The sequence below is a fragment of the Stenotrophomonas sp. STEN014 genome (genome assembly GCF_056760315.1).
On sequence record NZ_JBRREN010000001.1, the window covers coordinates 149,226 to 169,445 of the forward strand.

Sequence of the window (20,220 nt, forward strand, 5' to 3'; positions counted from 1 at the left end):
CGCCGGTTGCCGGCGCGGCGTTGCTGGCACTGGCCACCGTGCCAGGCCCGCGTGGGCGATGCTGGCAGATGGCAAGGGATGAGGCATAAACAAGGCCCGCACGGCGGGCCTTGTTGGTACACGCAGCTGAGCGCTGCCGGCCGGCGGGATCGCCTTGCGCTGGATCAGTACGAAGCCGCCCGCCGCGCGCTGCTGGGGTGGTTATCGGCGGTGCCGCCGTAGCGGAACACCGACACCGCATCGGCCAGCGCATCGGCCTGCTGTTCCAGCGTGCGCGCCGCGGCGGTGGCTTCCTCCACCAGTGCGGCGTTCTGCTGGGTGGTTTCATCCATCTGTATCACCGTGTGGTTGACCTGCTCGATACCGGCGGACTGCTCCTGCGAGGCGGCGGAAATGCGCGCCATGATGTCGGTGACCTGCTGCACCGAGCCGACGATCTCTGCCATGGTGCTGCCGGCCTGGGCGACCAGCGCGGCGCCATCGTCGACCTTGGTCATCGAATCATCGATCAGCGACTTGATCTCGCGCGCGGCCGTGGCCGAGCGTTGCGCCAGCGTACGTACCTCCGAGGCCACCACCGCAAAGCCGCGGCCCTGCTCGCCGGCGCGCGCCGCTTCCACCGCCGCGTTCAACGCCAGGATGTTGGTCTGGAAGGCGATACCGTCGATCACCGAAATGATCTCGGCGATGCGGTGGGACGACTGTTCGATGGCCTGCATGGTGTTCACCACCTGGCCGACCACCTGGCCACCACGGGCGGCGACATCGGCCGCGCCGATCGCCAGCTGGTTGGCGTGCCGCGCCGAGTCGGCATTGGCGCGCACGGTGGATGTCAGCTCCTCCATCGAGGCGGCGGTTTCCTCCAGGTTGGCGGCCTGCTGCTCGGTGCGCCCGGACAGGTCGGTATTGCCGACGGCGATCTCGCGCGCTGCGGTATTGATCGCCCCCGAGCACTGTTTGATGCGATCGACGATGTCGGCCAGGCGCTGCGCGGTGAGGTTGGCATCGCGCTTCATCGCCTCGAAGTCGCCGGCGTAGTCGCGTTCGATGCGGTGGTCCAGGTTGCCTTGCGCCAGCGCCGACAGCATCTGCCGGATCTCGCCGGTGGCGCCGGCCAGCGTGTCGAGCAGCTGGTTGATACCCGTGGTCAGGGTGCGGATGAAACCGGGCTCCGCCACCGGCTGCAGGCGCCGGCCCAGATCGCCCTGCGCGGCGGCGCCGACCAGCGTGGCGACACTGTCTTCCAGTTCGATTTCCTGGGTGCGGTCGTGCCACTCCACCGCAAAGCCGATGCGGGTACCGGCAGCATCCAGCACCGGCGTCACCGCCTGGCTGAAATGCACGCCTCCGATCTGGATGCGGCCGTAATGCGGCTGCTGCATCGCATTGAGCATCGCGCGGATGCGCCCGGGGTTGGCGTGGAAGCGGTGGATGCTGCTGCCGACCAGGTTGTCGACGTCGAAGCCGGGGAACGCCTTGCGCAGCGTTTCCTGCTGGTTGCGCAGCAACGCCACCACCGAGCGGTTGACGTAGCGGATGATGTGATCGTCATCGGCGATCATCATGCCGGTACGCGAGGCGTCCAGCGATGCGCGGATCTGTGCGTTCTCGTGGTTCAGCGCCTGCTCCTGCGCCCGCTGCGCGCGCAGCTGCGTGTCCATGCGCAGCACGCCGTCGGCCAGCGTACCGGGGGCGGCCTGGATCGCGGCCGTCGCCGAACTGCTTGTGTCGCCGGCAGCCAGCGCGTCGACCACCGCCCGCAGCTGTTCGGGCGACGCGCCCAGGGTCAGGACCTGGCGTCGCAGCTGTACCGCCATCGCACAGACAAAACCGGCTTCCACCACCACATACAGCGCATGCAGCAGCACGATGCCGGTGCCGCTGCCGGGAGTGAAGGCGCGTACCGGCAGTCCGCGGGTCTGCATCCAGTAGAACGCCAGGTGATGCACGGCGATGGCGGCGGCGGCCACGGCCACGGGTATCCAGTCGCGGTAGAACAGCAGCAGCGCGATCACCACGAACACGCCGAAGTGCATTTCCACCAGGCCTTGGGTCTGCTGGATGGTCGCGGCGACCAGTGCCATCAGCACCAGCGCCACGGTGACGCGGCTGAGCAGGCTGCCCGGTGCCAGGCGCAGCTGCACGGCCATCAGCACCAGCGACGGCGCGCTGATTGCGGCAAACGGCAGCCAGCTGCCGTTCCACGCGGCGATGCCCAGCGAGGCCGCGCCCAGGATCAGGCCGAGCAGCAGAAACAGGCGGTCGGCCGCACAGACCAACTGCTGGTAATAGGCATCGCGCGCGGGGGCGCTGGTGTGGGGACGGGCGGGCATCGGGGAACTCCGGTTCAGCAGGAACAGCGGGGAGGAAGAATCAGGGGCGGCGTGTGCGCCGAGAGCAGGTCCGGCAGCCAGTCGGCCAGTGCGGCGCGACCCTGTCCGCAGTACAGCGCGGGCAAGGCCAAGGGGCCGGCGTAGGCCGGCTGGCCGCGCTGATCGAGCACCAGCAGCGCGTAGCCGTGGCCATCGACAAACGCTGCCGGCAGCGTGATGGCGCGGCCGCCCTGGGCTTCGATGGCCAGCACCGTCTGCCGCCATGTGGCGTCGCCGTCGAGGCAGGTGCAACCCGACGACGGCAACCGCAGCGCCAGCGGCTGTCCCGGCGGCAGCCGCAGGCCGCTGCCTTCCAGCCGTGCCAGCAGCTGCGCGACCGCCGCTGCGTCGCCGACCGGACGCGTGCCCAGGGCGGCGAAACTGGTGGCGGTCCAGCCCAGCCAGCAGGCGAGCAGGATCACACCGGTGAGGACACCGGGCCGGCGGGTAAGGGGGGCGCGCATGGGGCAGGAACTGGGCAGGTCGCTTGCGGGCCTGCGCGGAACATCATCTCGGTATACGGCGTTATCCGGATATCGGCCGCAATCGCCGCCACTTGATCCTTGCGTGCGGCGGATGACGCGGCTTTGTTCAGCTGCCGTCGGGCAGCGCGGCGATGAACGAGGCGAGGATCGCCGCCACCGCGCCGGGCTGATCCATGTGCACGTGGTGGTGGCCCGGCAGGGTCGCCAGCCGGCCATCGGCCAGCAGTGCCGCGCGCTGGCTGCGTTCGGGCTCGGGGAAATAGTCCTGCGCCGGGGTGGCGTAGATCACCTGCACCGGACAGGCGATGGCGCCGACCACGTCGCGGATCTGTTCCTCGCTCATGCGCACCGCGGTGGGCAGCATCAGCCGCGGATCGCTGCGCCAGCTCCAGCCGCCCTCGACCGGTTTGACGCCGCGCTCGACCAGCAACCGCGCCGACGCTTCGCTGAGCTGGTTGACCATCATCCGTGCCCGCACCGGGGCGGCCAGGTCGGGAAACACCCGCAACGGCCGGCCGTCGAGTTTGCGCAGGGCCTCGACATGGGTGCGCAGGCGCTGCACCGTCTCATCGGCCGGCGCGCTCAGCCCGCCCAGGGCCTCGATCGAGACCAGCGCCTGCACCCGCTGCGGCGCCACCGCCGCGACCAGGCTGGCGATCGCCGCGCCCATCGAATGGCCCAGCAGCACGAAGCGGTCCCAGCCCAGCGCATCGGCGATGGCCAGCGTCTGCACGATCGCGTAGGGCGTGGTGTAGGGGGTGGTCGGCGGCAGGTGATCGCTCAACCCGTGACCGGGCAGATCCACCATCACCAGATCCAGTGTCGGCAGCTGCGCGGCCAGCGGCAGGAAGCTGGCCGCGTTGTCCAGCCAGCCGTGCAGGGCCAGCACCTTCAGCCCGCCGGGCGTGCCGCTGCGCAGCGCCGCGACCGGCAGGCCATCGGCGATCAACTCCAGCGGCTGCACGGTCATCCCGGTTGCGCTGCGGCCAGGCGGGCCAGAGCGCGGGCGTGCGCCGGCGCATCATTCAGGCAGGGGATGTAGCGCATCTGCGCGCCACGTTCGGCCAGGGTCTCGGTGAACCCCATCGCCACTTCTTCCAGTGTTTCCAGGCAATCGGTGGCAAAGCCGGGGCAGGCCACATCGATATGCCGGACGCCCGCGGCGGCCAGCTCCCACAGCATCGGCTCGGCATAGGGCTGCAGCCATTGCTCGCGGCCGAAGCGCGACTGATAACCCATGGCCCATTCGTGTGGCTGCAGTTCCAGCGCCGCGGCAATGGCATGCGCGCTGGCCTGGCACTGCTGCGGATAGGGGTCGCCATTGTTGGCCACCCGCTGCGGAATGCCATGGAAAGAGAACACCAGCTTCTCGGCGCGGCCGTGCTGCTGCCAGTAATCACGGATGGAGCCCGCCACCGCCGCCACCCAGGCCGGATCGGTGGCGTAGTCGCGGATGGTCTGCAGCGTGATGGATGGATTGCGGGCCTGCCAGCGCGCCAGCCTGTCTTCAATGGAGGCGGTGGTGGTGGTGGAGTACTGCGGATACAGCGGCAGCACCACGATGCGGCGGATGCCTTCGGCCACCAGCGCATCGAGCGCGTTGTCCAGCGCCGGTTGCCCGTAGCGCATCGCGTAGCGCACGCGCCAGTGCGGCAGTTCCTGCTGCAGGCGCGCGGTCAGCCGCTGCGTGTAGACCGCCAGCGGCGAGCCTTCCGGCAGCCACACCTGCGCGTACTTGGCGGCCGAGCGACTGCTGCGCAGCGGCAGGATCACCCCGTACAGCAGTGGTTTCCACAGCAGTGCCGGGATCGACACCACACGGGGATCGCTGAGGAATTCGGCCAGATAGCGACGCACCGCAGGAGCGGTGGGCGTCTCGGGCGTACCTAGATTGACCGCGAGCAGCGCGGTGATGGGTGCGTCGGACATGCGCACATTCTCGCAGGTCCCGCCGCTGCCGGCGATGCGAAGATGGCAATGCGGACGCGGCGCCGGATATCTCCGCTCACTGCGTATTCAGAGCGGCGCTCCTATTTTCAGGCACTTGCTTTATCTTCCTGTGCACCGACCTACGGAGTTCACCATGCGCCGCCTGCCGTGCCTTGCCCTGCTGCTGTCTGCCAGCCTGCTGTCCGCCAACGCCGTTGCCGGCCCGCAGGAGGATCAGCGCGCCCGCAATGCGGTACGCGTGCTGAGCGAGATCCAGAACATTCCCGAGCAGGCCATTCCCGACAAACTGCTGGACGAGGGCCGCGCGGTCATCGTCATTCCCGACACGATCAAGGCCGGGCTGGTGCTCGGCGGCCGTCGCGGCCACGGTCTGATGTCGGTGAAGATGGCCGATGGCAGCTGGTCCAACCCGGTGTTCATCAAGCTCACCGGCGGCAGCATCGGCTTCCAGGCCGGCGTGCAGTCCTCCGATGTGATCCTGGTGTTCCGCAACGACCGCAGCCTGGACAACATCGTCAACGGCAAGTTCACCCTCGGTGCCGACGCCGGTGTGGCCGCCGGTCCGGTCGGGCGCAGTGCCGCCGCCGCCACCGACGGCCAGCTCAAGGCCGAGATCTGGTCGTGGTCGCGCGCGCGCGGCCTGTTCGCCGGGGTCGCGCTTGATGGCGCGGTGCTGCAGATCGACGATGCCGCCAACCTCGACGCCTACGGCCCGAACACCACGCCGCGGATGATCCTGGAAGGCCGTCTGAACGAGGCGCCGTCCAGTGATGTGGTGTCCTTCCGCGACCGTCTGGAGGAATCGACCTACGCCGCGCGTGAAAAGCGCGGCACCCAGGGCGCGCCGGCACCGGTGACCGCTTCGGCCGCGCGCAGCGCGCCGGTCAGCGTGCAGGCGCCGGTGGTCAGCGGCGGCACCGATACCGCCACCACCGCGCCGCTGCAGCCGGCCACGGCCGAGCACGCGCCGCAGCAGGGCTTCCAGCCGGTGTCGGAAGGTGAAATCCGTACCGAATCGCTGGACGGCGGCCACTGACCTTCGGCATAGCGATCGAGCAGGCACGGTGCGCTATGCTCGACCCCCTCCACACAGATAACGCGAGCGGATCATGGGCAGTTTCAGCATCTGGCACTGGTTGGTCGTGCTGGTCATCGTCCTGCTGGTGTTCGGCACCAAGCGTCTGACCAGCGGCGCCAAGGATCTGGGCAGTGCGGTCAAGGAATTCAAGAAAGGCATGCGTGACGAGGACAAGCCGGCCGCGCAGCTGGGCGACCAGTCGCGCGATGCGCACAAGAGCGGTGACAAGCAGGCCGAGCACGACCGCGACGCGCGTTGATCCGGGGTTCCGGGCGTGTTCGATATCGGCTTCAGTGAACTGCTGTTGATCGCGGTGGTGGCCCTGGTGGTGCTGGGGCCGGAACGGCTGCCCAAGGCGGCCCGCTTTGCCGGGTTGTGGGTGCGGCGTGCCCGCAACCAGTGGGATTCGGTCAAGCAGGAACTCGAACGCGAACTGCACGCCGAGGAGCTCAAGCGCAACCTGCAGGCCGTGCGCCACTCGATGCAGCAGACCGAGGCCGGGCTGCGCGACCAGGCCGGACAGGTGCGCGGCGAGGTGGATGGCTTCAGGCAGGAAGTGGAGCAGCCCGCCGAGGCGACCGAACGGGTGATCGAACCGCGCCCGATCACGGCGGACAGGGTGGCCGGGGTGCCTGCGCCTGCCGGCACCGGCAGCGCCGCCGGCGATCACGCGATTCCATCTCACAGCCCGCAGGCCCCGGCCGATGCTGCGGAGCCGAAGCCGTGAGCGAGCAGGATTTCAACGACAGCACGCTGATCGAGCACCTGGTCGAGCTGCGCGCGCGGCTGGTGCGCGGGCTGATGGGGCTGGGCGTGGTGCTGCTGGCGCTGCTGCCGTTTTCGCGCACGCTCTACACCCACCTGGCCACACCGCTGGTCTCGCAGCTGCCGGCCGGGCAGTCGATGATCGCCACCAATCCGGCCGGCGCGTTCTTCGCGCCGCTGAAGCTGACCTTCTTCACCGCGCTGTTCGTTGCGGTGCCGTGGCTGCTGTACCAGGCCTGGGCGTTCGTGGCGCCGGGCCTGTATGCGCGCGAGAAGCGGTTGGCCGTGCCGTTGCTGGGCTCGGCGGTGGCGCTGTTCTACCTCGGCTGTGCGTTCGCCTACTTTCTGGTATTGCCGACGGTGTTCCATTTTCTGACCACCTTCCGCCCGGAAGTGATCGCCATCACCCCTGATGCCAACGCCTATCTGGATTTCGTGCTGGCCATCTTCTTCGCCTTCGGCGCCAGTTTCGAACTGCCGGTGGCGATGGTGATCCTGGTGCTGCTGGGCTGGGTGACGCCGCAGCAGCTGCGCGAAGGGCGCGGCTACGCGATCGTCGGCATCTTCGTGCTGGCCGCGATCCTGACGCCGCCGGATGTGGTCTCGCAGCTGATGCTGGCCATTCCGATGTGCATCCTGTACGAGCTCGGCATCCATGCCGCGCGCTGGTTGCAGCCGCGCGATCCGAACAAGGCCGCCGCTTCCTGAAACCGCTGGGTCGGCCCAGGCCGGCAGTCGTGGCCAACCGGTCCCCGGCGCGTTCGCCGTAGCGGCGGCAGGCGCTGCTCCCGCCCCCGGCCCGGGGCCGTCACTTGAGATGGGGATGGCGTCTGCCGGTGGCCTGCTATCCGGACTATCCGTCGGCCAGTGGCCGGCGTGCGAACAGCGCGTCCGCGCGTTGGACGCCAAGGCAGGGCGTGTACGCAACCGGTCCGGCTCGGGCGCGGGCCTTCAAGCCCGCCCACCCGCCGGCCAGCGCGCACCGGCGCCGTTGTCAGACTTCTATCACGTGTCCAGCCGTCGCCGGCGGCGGTGTGCCGGTACCCGCCGGCGCCAGCATCTGCTTCCAGGCCGCATACACCGAGCCGGCGAACACCGGCATCAGCACCGCCATCAGCACCAGCTGCGCCACCGCCATGGCCGCAGCCTGGCCGGCGATCAGGCCGATGATCAGTGCCACGATCATCACCGCGAAGTAGATCGCGAAGATCGCGATGAAGGCCAGCACGAAGAACACCAGCATCGCCGGCAGGTTGTGCAGGCTCGCGCGCAGGCTCTCACGCAAGGCGTGGAAGCCGGTGCGGCCTTCGAACATCACCTGCGGCGGCATCACGAACAGTGCCAGCGTCAGCGCGGCGAAGGTGCCCAGCAACAGCAGCAGCCACAGCAGGATGCGCCCGGCCGGCAGCGTCGCCACCAGCGCTTCGATCTGCGCCGGGTCCGGCTGCGCGCCGGACTGGCTGATCTCGTTGAGCTTGAGCATCACCTCCGACAGCTGCTGCAGGCCGGCGGTGCCCACCAGCACCAGCAGCAGCGTGCCCAGCAGCAAGGCGGCCACCAGCTGCGGCAGCAGGGCGATCAGCAGGTGCGGCGCGCGGCCTTCCTGGATGCCCTGCAGCAGGTGCGAGGGCCGGGCGATGCGGCCCTGGTCGACTTCGCGGATCGCCCACAGCAGGCCGCCCATGAACAACGGGCCGGCCAGCAGCAGCAGGAACTGCACCGCCGTGCCCAGCAGCGGCACCAGCATCGACAGCGACAGCACCAGCCAGGTGCCCACACCCCAGAGGATGCCCAGCGAGCCCAGGGCAAGCGGCGCGCGCTTGAGCAGGCCGAACCCGGTCAACAACCATTCCGCGCCGGCAGAGGCCGGCACCTTGCGAATTTCGCTCATTGCAATTCCGAAACAGGGGGGATGCCAGGACCGGCCTGACACCGCACGATTATCGCTGGAACCCGGGCCCCGGGCGAGTGACCTTTGGCGTATCTGCGTTCCGGCGGTAAACGTTGCCCGTAGCCGATGGCGATGGAGCCGTTGGCCGCAGGGTAGAGGCGGCTTGCCGGAGCAGTGCCTCAACGGTTTGCAGCACTTGCGGTCCGCTCAGTGGCGGTTGCCGTGGCGGACGTGGCGCACGAAGCGGCGCAGCAGCTGCCGGGCCAGCGGCGCGGCGCTGACCTCGCGGGCGACGCGGCGGGCGCAGCCGCCATGGCGGGCGATGCAGTCGGCCCGCGCCTGGACGTAGCCGCGCATGTGGTGGGTGGCGAACTCGGGGTGGAACTGCAGGCCCCAGGTCTGCGCGCCCCAGCGGAACGCGTGGCAGTTGTCCTGGTTCGAGCGGGCCAGCACGGTGGCGCCTTCGGGGGCGCGCAGTACCGTCTGCAGGTGGGTGGCATGGGCGGGAAAGCTGGCCGGCAGACCGGCAAACAGCGGGTCGGTCGCGGCCGGTGCTTCCAGTTCCAACCGGATCGTGCCCGATTCGCGCCCGGCCGGGTTGTAGTCGACCTGGCCGCCCAGCGCATGGGCCAGCAGCTGGTGGCCGTAGCAGATGCCCAGCAGCGGCATGCCGCCGTGGGCGGCCTCGCGCAACCAGTGCGCGCTGCGTTCGCTCCAGTCGGCGCGGTCGGTGACGAAGGCGGCCGAGCCGGTGACGATGGTGGCGGCGAATCCGTCGCGCCCGGGCAGGGGTTCGCCGCGTTCGACATTGACCACCACCGTCTCGGCTTGCTCCAGCCCGGCGGCGACGCGGATCCAGTGCGGGAAGCGGCCATAGCGGCGCAGGGTCGGGAACGGTTGCCCGGTTTCGAGGATTAAAAACGGCTGGGGCTTCATTCCGAGGGCGGCAGTACGGACAGGACTTCCTCGATTGTAGTCAGCCCGGCGGCCACCTTTTCAAGCCCGGTGCGGCGCAGGGTGCGCAGTCCTTCCCCCCGCGCGGCACGGCTGAATCCGGCCAGGTCCATGTCGCGGGTGATCAGCGCGCGCAGCCGTGAGCCCAGTGGCAGCAGCTCATACAGGCCGATCCGGCCCAGGTAGCCGGTGCGCCGGCACTCCAGGCAACCGACCGGCGCATATGCGGTGACGACATCAGGTAATGCCTCATGGGCATCACGCAGCGGTGCCCAGTCGGCATCGGTGAGCATGTCGGGGATCTTGCAGTGCGGGCACAGGGTGCGCACCAGCCGTTGCGCCAGCACGCCGTTGACGGTGGAAGCAATCAGGTAATGCGGCACGCCCAGATCCAGCAGGCGGGTGATGGCCGAGGGCGCGTCGTTGGTGTGCAGGGTGGAGAGCACCAGATGCCCGGTCAGCGAGGCCTGCACCGCCATGTGCGCGGTGTCCAGGTCGCGGATCTCGCCGATCATGATGATGTCCGGGTCCTGGCGCAGCAGCGTGCGCACCCCGGTGGCGAAGTCCAGGTCGATGTTGGTCTGCACCTGCATCTGGTTGAATTCCGGCGCGATCATCTCGATCGGGTCCTCCACCGTGCACACGTTCACCTCCGGCGTGGCCAGCCGCTTGAGCGTGGAATACAGGGTGGTGGTCTTGCCCGAACCGGTCGGCCCGGTAACCAGCACGATGCCGTGCGGACGTGCCACCAGTTCGTTCCAGCCGGCCGCTTCCTCGGGGCTGAAGCCCAGCTGCTCGATGCTCTTGAACGCCGAGTCCGGGTCGAAGATGCGCATCACGCACTTCTCGCCGAAGGCGGTGGGCATCGTCGACAGGCGCATCTCCACCTCGCGCCCGCCCGGCGAGCGGGTCTTGATGCGGCCGTCCTGCGGGCGCCGGCGCTCGGCCAGATCCATGCGTCCGAGCACCTTGATGCGGCTGACCACCGCGGTCATCACCGACGGTGGCACCTCGAACACCTTGTGCAGCACGCCGTCGATGCGGAAACGCACCCGGCCCATGTCGCGCCGCGGTTCCAGGTGGATATCGCTGGCGCGCTGTTCGTAGGCGTACTGCAGCAGCCAGTCGACAATGCTGACGATGTGGTGGTCGTCGGCGGTGACGTCACCGGCGCGGCCCAGTTCCACCAGCTGCTCGAAACTGGGCAGCGCGCTGCCGTTGCCGCCGTCGCGGGCATCGCCGCGGGCGCCGCGCACCGAGCGGGTGACGCCGAAGAACTCCATCGAATAGCGGTGCAGGTCCAGCGGATTGACCAGTACCACCTCGATCCTGCGCCGGCTCAAGTGCTGCAGGTCCGGCACCCAGTCGCGCGCCATTGGCTCGGAGGTCGCCACCAGCACGCGTTCGCTGTCCACCGCCAGCGGCAGGATCCGGTGGCGGCGGGCGTAGGCGTGGGAGACCACGGCGGTGGCGGCGGCCACGTCCACGCGGGTCGGGTCGATGCGCAGGTAACGGGTGCCGGTGCGCTGGGCCAGCCATTCGGTGAGCCGTTCCAGCCCCAGCTCGCCGGCGGCCGGCGCGGCGGCGGCCAGTTTGAGGTTGGCCAGCAGCACCAGCGGATGCACCTCGCTGGCGTTGCGCGCGCCCTGCGCGGAAAAGCGGATGCGTTCGTGGTCGTGCGCGGCCACCAGCCCGTCGGCGAACAGGGCGGCGGCGACGTTGGAGAACTGCAGCCGTCCGGGGGCGATCGGAACGGCCGCGGAGGGGATCTGCGCGCCGTGCGCGGCCTGTTGTTCCACTGCCCACCCCTTGCTTGCCCGGCCACCGCGCGGCCGGTCGCTATACTAGCGCACCCCTCCGTACGGCAATCCGCAGCATGTCCGCGACCCCGACAGTTCCGATCACCTTCCAGGGCCTGATCCAGACCCTCAACGACTTCTGGGCGAAGCAGGGCTGCGTGCTGATCCAGCCGCTGGACCTGGAAGTGGGCGCCGGCACCTTCCACCCGGCCACCTTCCTGCGCTCGATCGGTCCGGAAAGCTGGAATGCGGCCTACGTGCAGCCCTCGCGCCGTCCCACCGATGGCCGCTACGGCGAAAACCCCAACCGCCTGCAGCGCTACTACCAGTACCAAGTGGCGATGAAGCCCAGTCCGGACAACATCCAGCAGCTGTACCTGGATTCGCTCAAGGCGCTGGGCATCGATCCGCTGGTGCACGACCTGCGTTTCGTCGAGGACAACTGGGAATCGCCGACCCTGGGGGCCTGGGGGCTGGGCTGGGAAGTGTGGCTCAACGGCATGGAGGTGACCCAGTTCACCTACTTCCAGCAGGCCGGCGGCCTGGAGTGCAAGCCGGTGCTGGGCGAGATCACCTACGGTCTGGAGCGCCTGTGCATGTACCTGCAGAGCTGCGACAACGTCTATGACCTAGTCTGGACCTACGGCCCGGATGGCAGCCCGGTCACCTATGGCGATGTATACCACCAGAACGAGGTGGAGCAGAGCACCTACAACTTCGAGTATGCCGACGTGGACGAGATGTTCCACCGCTTTGACGCCTGCGAGGCCGAAGCGCAGAAGCTGATCGACGCCGGCCTGCCGCTGCCGGCCTACGAACAGGTCACCAAGGCCAGCCACAGCTTCAACCTGCTGGACGCGCGCCGCGCCATCTCGGTGACCGAGCGCCAGCGCTACATCCTGCGCGTGCGCACTCTGGCGATGGCCGTGGCCAAGCTGTACGAGGCCAAGCGCCTTGAAGCCGTGGCCGCCAAGGAGGTGCAGGCATGAGCATGCAGCCGCTGCTGATCGAACTGGGTGTGGAAGAGCTGCCGGTCAAGGCGCTGCCGGGCCTGGCGCAGGCGTTCTTTGATGGCGTGATTGACGGCCTGGCCAAGCGCGGTATCGCCTTTGACCGCGACGGCGCCAAGCCGCTGTCCACCCCGCGCCGTCTGGCGGTGCTGCTGCCGGGCGTGGAAACCGAACAGCCCGAGCAGCACTCGGAAGTGTTCGGCCCGTATCTGAACATCGCCCTGGACGCCAATGGCGAGCCGACCAAGGCGCTGACCGGTTTCGCCGCCAAGGCCGGTATCGACTGGACCGCGCTGGAGCGCACCACCGACGCCAAGGGCGAGCGCTTCGTGCTGCGCTCGGTGACCCCGGGCGCGCAGACCGCCGCGCTGCTACCGGAGATCGTGCGCGAAGCCATCGCCGCGATGCCGATTCCCAAGCCGATGCGCTGGGGCGCGCACGCGTATGCCTTCGCCCGCCCGGTGCACTGGCTGGTGCTGCTGCACGGCAACGACATCGTGCCGGCCGAACTGCTGGGCCTGAGCGCCGACCGCTTCAGCCGTGGCCACCGCTTCATGGCCGACAAGCAGGTGTGGCTGAGCCATCCGAACGATTACGTGGAGTCGCTGAAAGCGGCCAACGTGCTGGTCGATGCCGACGCGCGCCGCGAGCGTATCGTCGCCGAGGTCAACGCCGCGGCCGCCCAGGCCGGTGGCGTGGCGCGCATCACCGAGGACAACCTGGAGCAGGTGGTCAACCTGGTCGAATGGCCGGCCGCGGTGCTGTGCAGTTTCGAGCGCGCGTTCCTGGCCGTGCCGCAGGAAGCGCTGATCGAGACGATGGAGATCAACCAGAAGTTCTTCCCGGTGCTCGATGCCGGCGGCAAGCTGACCGAGAAGTTCATCGGCATCGCCAACATCGAATCCAGGGACGTGGCTGAAGTTTCCAAGGGCTACGAGCGGGTGATCCGTCCGCGCTTTTCCGACGCCAAGTTCTTCTTCGACGAGGACCTCAAGCAGGGGCTGGAAGCGATGGGCGACGGTCTGAAGACCGTCACCTACCAGGCCAAGCTGGGCAGCATCGCCGACAAGGTGCAGCGGGTCAGCACGCTGGCGCAGGTGATCGCGCCGCAGGTCGGTGCCGATCCGGTGCAGGCCAGGCGTGCCGCCGAACTGGCCAAGAACGACCTGCAGTCGCGCATGGTGGGCGAGTTCCCCGAGCTGCAGGGCATTGCCGGCCGTCATTACGCCGTGGCCGGTGGCGAGTCGCCGGCGGTGGCGCTGGCCATCGACGAGGCCTACCAGCCGCGCTTTGCCGCCGATGCCATCGCCGCCTCGACGCTGGGCAAGGTGCTGGCCATTGCCGAGCGTCTGGATACCTTGGCCGGCGGCTTTGCCGCAGGCCTGAAGCCGACCGGCAACAAGGATCCGTTCGCACTGCGTCGCAATGCCTTGGGTCTGGCGCGCACGCTCATCGAGTCGGGGTTTGATCTGGATCTGCGCGCGCTGCTTGCCGCAGCCAATGCCGGACTGGTCGAGCGCACGGTGCAGGCCGATGCGAACGAGCTGTACGACTTCATTCTCGATCGCCTGAAGGGCTACTACGCCGACAAGGGCGTGCCGGCCACCCACTTCAACGCGGTGGCCGAACTCAAGCCGGCTTCGCTGTACGACTTCGACCGTCGCCTCGACGCCATCGGCATCTTCGCCCAGCTGCCCGAAGCCGAGGCGCTGGCTGCGGCCAACAAGCGCATCCGCAACATCCTGCGCAAGGCCGAAGGTGAGATTCCGGGCACGATCGACGCCTCGCTGCTGCGCGAGCCGGCCGAGAGCGAACTGGCCGAAGCGGTGACCGCGGCCATCGACGACACCGGCATCGCGCTGGCGCAGAAGGACTATGTGGCCGTGCTCGGCCGCCTGGCGAGGCTGCGTCCGCAGGTGGACGCGTTCTTCGACCAGGTGATGGTCAACGCCGACGACCTGGCCCTGCGTGGCAACCGGCTGGCGCTGCTGCGCACGCTCGGTGACCGCCTCGGCAGCGTCGCGGCGATCGAGCATCTGTCGAGCTGACGGCCGTCTGGCACGATTTGAACAAGGCCCGCGCGAGCGGGCTTTGTTTTTATTTTTCTTTACGTGGATTTCACGCCGGTTTTGAGTGGTGAACCGCGATTTTGCCGGTTACGTTCAGGCCGGTATGCTGCTGCCCATGCCGCCTCTACGAATCACGTTGCCTCTTCTGTTCGCCGCCCTGCTGGCCGCGCCCCTGTCCCACGCCCGCGGCACGATCGACAAGGTGCAGCTCAAGGGGCTGGACAAGGGGAGCGATGCCGAGATCATCGAGAACATCGAGGTATCGCTGTCCGTCTATGACGCGATTGGCAAGGTGCAGGGCGAATCGCGGCTGGAATACCTGCTGTCGCAGGCCGAGCGGCAGACCCGCAAGGCGCTGGAGCCGTTCGGTTTCTACAATCCGACCATCACCGTGGAGGCGCCGCGCCAGGGCGATACGCTGCAGGTGGTGATCCAGGTGGACAAGGGCGAGCAGGTGCGGGTGCGCCAGGAGGAGGTGATCATCACCGGCCCGGCGGCACGCGACCAGTATCTGCAGAAGGACCTGGCCGCCTTCGAACCCAAGAGCGGCCAGGTGTTTGATTCGGTCAACTACGAGGCCAGCAAGGTCACCATCACCCGGCGTCTGGCCGAGCGTGGCTATTTCGATGCGGATTTCACCCAGCGCCGGGTCGAGGTCACCCGTGCCGAGAACGCGGCCGATATCTTCCTGACCTGGGACAGCGGCCGCCGCTACAACATGGGGCCGATCCGTTTCGAGCAGGACTACTTCCGGCCGGACCTGTTCGAGCCGCTGGTGTACTGGGAGCAGGGCAGCTACTGGCACGAAGGCAAGCTGGACCGCCTGCGCGAATCGCTGACCAAGCTGGACTACTTCAGCGTCATCGATATCCAGCCGCACCCGGAGCTGGCCGACGACAATGGCGAGGTGCCGGTGGACGTGAAGCTCACCCGTGCCAAACGCACCATCTACACCGCCGGCCTGAGTTACGGCTCGGAAAGTGGCGCCGGTGTGCGCGGTGGCGTGGAGCGGCGCTATGTCAACCGCCGCGGCCACAAGCTCAACACCCAGCTGGACTATGCGCAGAAGCGCAAGAGTTTCATCACCAGCTACCGCGTGCCCGGCTTCCGTTGGCTGGATGGCTGGTACACCTACGCGCTCAGCGCCTATGACGAGCAGACCGATTACATCGACCTGCGCAACGTCAAGCTGATCGCCAGCCGCAGCGGCGAGATCAACGACCACTGGACCGCGATCGTGTCGATGAACGCACTGCGCGAGCGCTGGCGCTACAGCTCCGGCGATGCGGTCAACGATGCGGTCTACCAGTACTCCACGCTGATCTATCCGCAGCTGACCGCCGATTACGTGGACGTGGACGATGAGCGTTTCCCGCGCCGCGGCATCAGCGGCAACGCGACGCTGCGCGGCGGTATTGGCGGCGCCGGCTCGGACACCAGTTTCCTGCAGGCCGATGCGACGCTGCGCTGGTACCTGCCGGTCGGTGCGGCCGACCGCCTGATCCTGCGCGGCCAGGCCGGCAGTACCTGGACCAGTGATCTGGTGGCGATGCCGCCGAGCCTGCGCTATTTCGCCGGTGGCGACCGCTCGATCCGCGGCTACGCCTATCGCGAAGTCGGCCCGCGCACGCCGGCGCCGGACAGGTTCGCGCTCGGCGCCAAGCACCTGGTCGTGGGGTCGGCCGAATACGAGCATTACTTCAACGGTGGTCCCTGGGGCGCGGCGGTGTTTGTCGATACCGGCAGCGCCTTTGACAACACCATCGACCTGCATACCGGTGTGGGCCTGGGCGTGCGCTGGAAATCGCCGGTGGGCCCGGTGCGCATCGACATCGCCCACGGCCTGAACAGTCCCGATTCGCAGTTCCAGCTGTATCTGAACATCGGAGCAGACCTGTGAGCCGGGTGCCGGAAGAGGTGACGCCCGAAGAACGCGAGGCGCGTATCGCCGAACTGCGCGCCAGGCGCAAGGCGCGGCTGCGCACGCTGGCGATCCGCAGTGGCATCACCGTCACCGCGCTGCTGTTGCTGGCGCTGTTCGCGCTGTACTGGCTGCTGCAGACCGTGGCCGGGCGCGAGGTGCTGCTGGCGCAGGTGGTGGCACGGCTGCCGGCTGGTTCCTCGCTGACCTGGAGCAAGGCCGAGGGACCGCTGGCCGGGCCGCTGATCCTGCACGACCTGGACTTCCGCTATCAGGACCTGCATTTCAGCGCCGCCCAGGCCTACCTGGATCCGGATATCCGCCCGCTGCTGGGGCGCAAGCTGCGCCTGGATGCGCTGCGCATCACTGAGGCCACGCTGGAGCTGGGGCCGCCGGAGGACAAGCCGTTCGAGCTGCCGCGCTGGCCGGATGTATTGCCGCCCATCGCGCTGCCGCTGGCGCTGCAGGCCGACAGCATCGTGATCGATGGCCTGCGCATCACCCGGCTGCAGGAGCCGTTGATTGACATCACCCGCATCCGCGGCGGGCTGGAGGCGGCCGAGGGCGAGTTCAGCGCCAGCCAGCTCAGGATCAACAGCAATCTGGGTGATTTCCGCATCGACGGCCATTACCTGCCGCGTGAGGACTACGCCACCGACCTGACCGTGCGTGCGCTGATGCCGGCGCGGCCGGGCCAGGCGCCGGCGCGGCTGGGGCTGGTCGCGCGCGGCGATCTGGCGCACATGGACGTGGCGCTGGCCGGCTATGCGCCCAAGCCGCTGCAGGCACGGCTGGTGTTCGATGGCCGCGATGATCCGGTGTGGAACCTGACCGCGCGTTCGGAGCAGCTGGAGATCGGGCAGCTGGTGCCGGCGCCGTTCCTGGCGCAGGCGCCGCCGCCGCTGGCGCTGGATTTCACCGCACGCGGGCGCGGCGGCAAGGCGCAGCTGCGCGGCCGGGTGCGCCAGGGCGAGAACGAACTGGTGCTGGCGCCGTCCCATGTGATGCTGGAAAACCAGGTGCTGACCGTCGCCCCGCTGGTGGCCGAGGCCTTCGGTGGCAACGTCCGGCTGCAGGGCACGGCCGACTTCAGTGATGCGCAGAATCCGGGTTTCCGCTTTGCCGTGGTGGCCCAGCAGCTGACCTTCACCCCCGAACCGGATCCCACTGCGGCCGACCGCACGCCGGTACCACTGCACCTGAAGGAGGCACGCCTGGGCGTGGCTGGCAACCTGAAGAACTGGGCGGCGATCGGCAAGGCCGAGGTGGCGCGCGAGGCGCAGGGCGCGCAGCTCGATTTCGATGTGCGCGGCAACGACCAGCAGGCGCGGATCGAGCAGCTCACCGCCACCACGCCGGGCGGTTCACTGGGACTGCGCGGTTCGGCGGCGTGGGCCCCGGTGCTGGCATGGGATGTGGACGCCACCCTGGCCCGCTTTGATCCGGGCTATTTCGTGCCCGGCTGGGAGGGTGAGCTGTCCGGCACGCTGGCCTCGACCGGCACGCAGCTGCCCGCACCGGCGGGCAGTGACGAGCTGCGTTTCGAGGCCACGCTGGACGTGCCGCAGCTGAAGGGCCGGCTGCGCGGTCGCGCGGTGGATGCACGCGCCAAGCTGGCCCTGCGGGGTACCCAGGGCGAGGGCGATGTGCGTGTGGTGATGGGCGACAGCCGCCTCCAGGCCACGGGCAAGGTGGGCGATCGGCTGGACGTGGATGCCCGGCTGGAGCCGTTGCACCTGTCCGATCTTCTTCCCGGCAGCAGCGGTACGCTGGCCGGCACGCTGCGCCTGCGCGGTACCACCAGTCAGCCGGATATCACCGCCGATCTGCACGGCAGTGGCCTGCAATGGGAGGACTGGAAGGCCGGCCAGGTCAGCCTCACCGGCCAACTGCCGTGGAGCGGGGACAACGGCACGCTGCAGCTGCACGCCAGCGCGGTGGAGGCGGGGATGCTGCTCGACCAGCTGCGCATCAGCGCCCACGGCAGCCTGCGCGACCTGCGGCTGGAGGCCGACACCCGCAATGAACTGGGCACGCTGGCCCTGGCCGGCCAGCTGCGCCAGGCGGGACCGGCCTGGCGTGGCGAGCTGTCCTCGTTGCGGCTGGTGCCGGTCAAGGGGGCGCCGTGGGATCTGCGCGCGCCGGCGGCGTTCAGCGTGCAGGGCAGCGCCCTCACCTTGGGCGATGCCTGTCTGGGTTCGGCCACCGGCGGCGCACTGTGCGTGGCGGCCAACTGGCCGCGCGAGGGCGTGCAGCTGCGTGGTGACGCCCTGCCGCTGGCGCTGGTGCAGCCGTGGCTGCCGCCCAATGCCGGTCGCCGCATCCATCTGCGTGGCGAGATCACCCTGGACGGCAGCCTGCGTCCGCGCGGCAATGCGTGGGAGGGGGCGTTCAAGGTCGCCTCGGCCGAGGGCGGCATCCGCCTGGGCGACAACGCCCGCGGCGAACTGGTGCGCTACGACCATTTCTCCCTCAACGTGGAAATGCAGCCCAACAGCATCAAGGGCTATCTGGGCGTGGGCTTCCAGGGGGATGGCTTCATCGACGCCAAGGTGCAGACCGCGTGGGAGCCCGGCGCGGCGCTCAACGGCGAGCTGTACCTGAACATGTCGCGGCTGTACTGGATGGAACTGTTCTCGCCGGATCTGGTGCGGCCCAATGGGCTGATCGAAGGGCACGTGAGTCTGCGTGGCACCCGTGCGCAACCCACCCTGGGCGGCGAAGCCAAACTCAGCAACTTCACCGGCGAACTGCCGGCGCTGGGGCTGACCCTGAGCGAGGGCAAGGCCGATTTCATCGCCCAGCCCGATGGTTCGGCACGGATCGGCGCCTCGGCCAACACCGGCGGCGAAGGCGTGTTGCGGGTCGACGGTGGGCTGTCCTGGTTCGGCGATGCGCAGCCGCTGCAGTTGCATATCTTTGGTGACAACGTGCTGCTGTCCAACACCAGCGAGCTGCGCCTGGTCGGCAACCCGGATCTGGATTTCACCCTGGCCGGCACCGCGATGGCGCTGAGCGGGCGCGTGCATGTGCCGGAGGCCTATCTGGATCTGGAGCGGCTGGATCGCGGCACGTCGGTCTCGGAGGACATCGTGGTGCTGGATCCGGTCGATCCGGAAGAGGGCCCTGCTTCGCCGCTGGACATGGACCTGACCATCAGCCTCGGCAACAAGGTCAAGATGAGCGGCTTCGGCCTGAAGGGCGCTCTGACCGGCAAGATGCAGGTACGCGCCATTCCCGGCCGCGAGATGACCGCCAACGGCGGTCTGGACGTGACCGGCCGCTACAAGGCCTACGGCCAGGACCTGACCATCACCGACGGCCAGCTGCTGTGGAACCACGGCATCGTGTCCGATCCACGCATCAATATCCGTGCCGAGCGCCAGATCGGCGAGGTCACCGCCGGCATCCACGTCACCGGCCGCGCCCAGGCGCCGCGGGTGGATGTATGGTCCAACCCGGCCATGTCGCAGTCCGAATCGCTGGCCTATCTGGTGCTCGGACGCAGTCTGAGCATGGCCAGCAGCGACCAGGCGCAGCAGGTCAATGCCGCCTCGGCGGCGCTGTCGGCCGGCAGCGGCCTGCTGGCCGCGCAGGTCGGCGCCAAACTGGGGCTGGACGATGCCGGGGTCAGCCAGTCGCGCGCGCTGGGCGGTTCGGTGATCGGCGTGGGCAAATACATCACCCCCAAGCTGTACATCGGTTACGGCGTCTCGCTGGTCGGCAGCGGCTCGGTGCTCACCCTGAAGTACCTGCTGCGGCGCGGCTTCGACGTGGAAATCGAGTCGTCCACGGTGGAAAACCGCGGTTCGGTGAACTGGCGCAAAGAGAAGTAGGCAAGCACCGCGCCGGCCGGATCGACCCGGTAACCCTCAACTGCCACAGGAACGGGCGATGACGTCATCCAAAACAGCGGTTTTCTGGAA

The 20,220-nt window shown here is 68.6% G+C and carries 15 protein-coding genes; 8 read left to right on the plus strand and 7 right to left on the minus strand.

The window, feature by feature from the left end; genetic code table 11:
- Positions 1 to 164: 164 nt before the first annotated feature.
- The 4 genes from ACVOMC_RS00600 to hemH all read right to left on the minus strand — a co-directional run bounded on the left by ACVOMC_RS00600 (position 165) and on the right by hemH (position 4,786).
- The gene (locus tag ACVOMC_RS00600) at positions 165 to 2,333 is read right to left on the minus strand and encodes a methyl-accepting chemotaxis protein (protein WP_481522432.1); all 2,169 of its coding nucleotides are present in this window, start codon (positions 2,331 to 2,333) and stop codon (positions 165 to 167) included.
- A 14-nt stretch (positions 2,334 to 2,347) separates the two neighbouring features.
- Positions 2,348 to 2,836 (minus strand): hypothetical protein, encoded by a 489-nt coding sequence (locus tag ACVOMC_RS00605; protein WP_481522433.1) that lies wholly within the window; start codon positions 2,834 to 2,836, stop codon positions 2,348 to 2,350.
- A 127-nt stretch (positions 2,837 to 2,963) separates the two neighbouring features.
- A complete protein-coding gene (locus ACVOMC_RS00610; RefSeq protein WP_481522434.1) occupies positions 2,964 to 3,827 on the minus strand; it encodes an alpha/beta fold hydrolase in 864 nt (287 codons plus the stop codon).
- Positions 3,824 to 4,786, minus strand: a complete 963-nt coding sequence (gene hemH / locus ACVOMC_RS00615) for a ferrochelatase (RefSeq protein WP_481522435.1) — start codon at positions 4,784 to 4,786, stop codon at positions 3,824 to 3,826. Before hemH ends, ACVOMC_RS00610 begins: the two co-directional genes overlap by 4 nt.
- A 154-nt stretch (positions 4,787 to 4,940) precedes the next feature.
- Here hemH and ACVOMC_RS00620 point away from each other — a divergent pair, with 154 nt between their 5' ends.
- The 4 genes from ACVOMC_RS00620 (at position 4,941) to tatC (ending at position 7,358) form a co-directional block, all read left to right on the plus strand.
- Positions 4,941 to 5,843 (plus strand): lipid-binding SYLF domain-containing protein, encoded by a 903-nt coding sequence (locus tag ACVOMC_RS00620; RefSeq protein WP_057505691.1) that lies wholly within the window; start codon positions 4,941 to 4,943, stop codon positions 5,841 to 5,843.
- Between the two features lie 73 nt (positions 5,844 to 5,916).
- Entirely contained in the window at positions 5,917 to 6,144 is a 228-nt protein-coding gene (gene tatA / locus ACVOMC_RS00625) for a Sec-independent protein translocase subunit TatA (protein ID WP_481522436.1), read from the plus strand.
- A gap of 15 nt (positions 6,145 to 6,159) precedes the next feature.
- Positions 6,160 to 6,612: a Sec-independent protein translocase protein TatB gene (gene tatB / locus ACVOMC_RS00630; protein ID WP_481522437.1), complete on the plus strand. Its 453-nt coding sequence runs from the start codon at positions 6,160 to 6,162 to the stop codon at positions 6,610 to 6,612.
- On the plus strand, positions 6,609 to 7,358 hold the full coding sequence (gene tatC / locus ACVOMC_RS00635) for a twin-arginine translocase subunit TatC (protein ID WP_481522438.1): 750 nt from the start codon (positions 6,609 to 6,611) through the stop codon (positions 7,356 to 7,358). Before tatB ends, tatC begins: the two co-directional genes overlap by 4 nt.
- Positions 7,359 to 7,644: 286 nt before the next feature.
- Here the strand turns inward: tatC and ACVOMC_RS00640 are convergent, their stop codons facing one another.
- The 3 genes from ACVOMC_RS00640 to ACVOMC_RS00650 all read right to left on the minus strand — a co-directional run bounded on the left by ACVOMC_RS00640 (position 7,645) and on the right by ACVOMC_RS00650 (position 11,264).
- A complete protein-coding gene (locus tag ACVOMC_RS00640) occupies positions 7,645 to 8,541 on the minus strand; it encodes a BPSS1780 family membrane protein (RefSeq protein ID WP_054660930.1) in 897 nt (298 codons plus the stop codon).
- A gap of 207 nt (positions 8,542 to 8,748) precedes the next feature.
- Positions 8,749 to 9,477 carry a glutamine amidotransferase gene (locus ACVOMC_RS00645; protein ID WP_481522439.1) on the minus strand — a complete coding sequence of 243 codons (729 nt, stop codon included), beginning with the start codon at positions 9,475 to 9,477 and terminating at the stop codon, positions 8,749 to 8,751.
- The gene (locus ACVOMC_RS00650) at positions 9,474 to 11,264 is read right to left on the minus strand and encodes a GspE/PulE family protein (RefSeq protein ID WP_481522711.1); all 1,791 of its coding nucleotides are present in this window, start codon (positions 11,262 to 11,264) and stop codon (positions 9,474 to 9,476) included. Before ACVOMC_RS00650 ends, ACVOMC_RS00645 begins: the two co-directional genes overlap by 4 nt.
- 107 nt (positions 11,265 to 11,371) lie before the next feature.
- On the opposite strand from ACVOMC_RS00650, the gene glyQ reads away from it, so the two are divergent.
- From glyQ to ACVOMC_RS00670, 4 genes are all read left to right on the plus strand, one after another.
- A complete protein-coding gene (gene glyQ, locus ACVOMC_RS00655; RefSeq protein WP_054660686.1) occupies positions 11,372 to 12,283 on the plus strand; it encodes a glycine--tRNA ligase subunit alpha in 912 nt (303 codons plus the stop codon).
- Positions 12,280 to 14,352 (plus strand): glycine--tRNA ligase subunit beta, encoded by a 2,073-nt coding sequence (glyS, locus tag ACVOMC_RS00660; RefSeq protein ID WP_481522440.1) that lies wholly within the window; start codon positions 12,280 to 12,282, stop codon positions 14,350 to 14,352. Before glyQ ends, glyS begins: the two co-directional genes overlap by 4 nt.
- Positions 14,353 to 14,476: 124 nt before the next feature.
- The gene (locus ACVOMC_RS00665; RefSeq protein ID WP_481522712.1) at positions 14,477 to 16,273 is read left to right on the plus strand and encodes an autotransporter assembly complex protein TamA; all 1,797 of its coding nucleotides are present in this window, start codon (positions 14,477 to 14,479) and stop codon (positions 16,271 to 16,273) included.
- Positions 16,274 to 16,317: 44 nt separating this feature from the next.
- Entirely contained in the window at positions 16,318 to 20,130 is a 3,813-nt protein-coding gene (locus tag ACVOMC_RS00670; protein ID WP_481522713.1) for a translocation/assembly module TamB domain-containing protein, read from the plus strand.
- The last annotated feature ends 90 nt before the right edge of the window (positions 20,131 to 20,220 follow it).